The organism is Aminobacter sp. P4_D5 (assembly GCF_056401815.1).
Genome location: NZ_JBFUIP010000814.1, coordinates 1 through 667, shown reverse-complemented (window position 1 = coordinate 667; position 667 = coordinate 1). Strand labels below are relative to the sequence as shown.

Genomic DNA, 667 nt, shown 5'->3' with positions numbered 1-667 from the left:
CCAATTCGAAGGCAACAGCCCCTCCATCAACAGCCGCCGCCTGTGAGGGCGGGGCTGCTGGCCGGCCTTCTGGCGCTCTCCGCCTGTGCGGAGATGACCCGGCCCCCGCCAGCGGAGCCACCGACGGAACTCGCCGGGGGCGTGGTGGCGCAGCCTCTGCCAGTGATCCTGGATCGCGCCGTGGCCGATTTCGACCGAGGCGGCACGGCGCTCGAAGGCCACCCGGCTGAGACCGCGCTGGCCGTCGCGCGGCTGGAATGGCTGGGCGGCGAGGGGCGGCCGGGCGGCCGGCTCTCGACCCTGCCGGATTCCTATCTCTTCGCCCTGCGACGCGGCGTGCAGGAGGGCCGGCAAGCGCTGGCGATCGCCCCCGATGCGACGCCCGAGACCACCGTGCCTGCGCTGCTCGCCGCCTCCCGCGCGCTGTCGCGCAACGACACGGCCGTGGCCCAGGCAGCCCTGAGCGGCCCGGATTTCCGTGCTACGGATCGGTCGCCACTGAACCGCCTGCGCGATCCGGGGCCCTTTCCGGACACCTATCTCGCCCTGCCGCCGATTCGCGACGAGGTCGCCCGGCTCGTGGCAGAGGGCCGGACCAACCGACGGGTCGCCTCGGAATTCATGGATGCCGGGATCACCACGCCGGGGCTGGGCAGCGGCTTGAACC

General features: G+C 73.2%; 1 protein-coding gene. It reads left to right on the top strand.

All coding sequences use genetic code 11. From position 1 onward, the window contains the following. Window positions 1–180: 180 nt before the first annotated feature. A partial coding sequence (locus AC1DWF_RS35165) for a hypothetical protein (protein ID WP_476843094.1) occupies window positions 181–667 on the top strand: 487 nt, incomplete at its 3' end.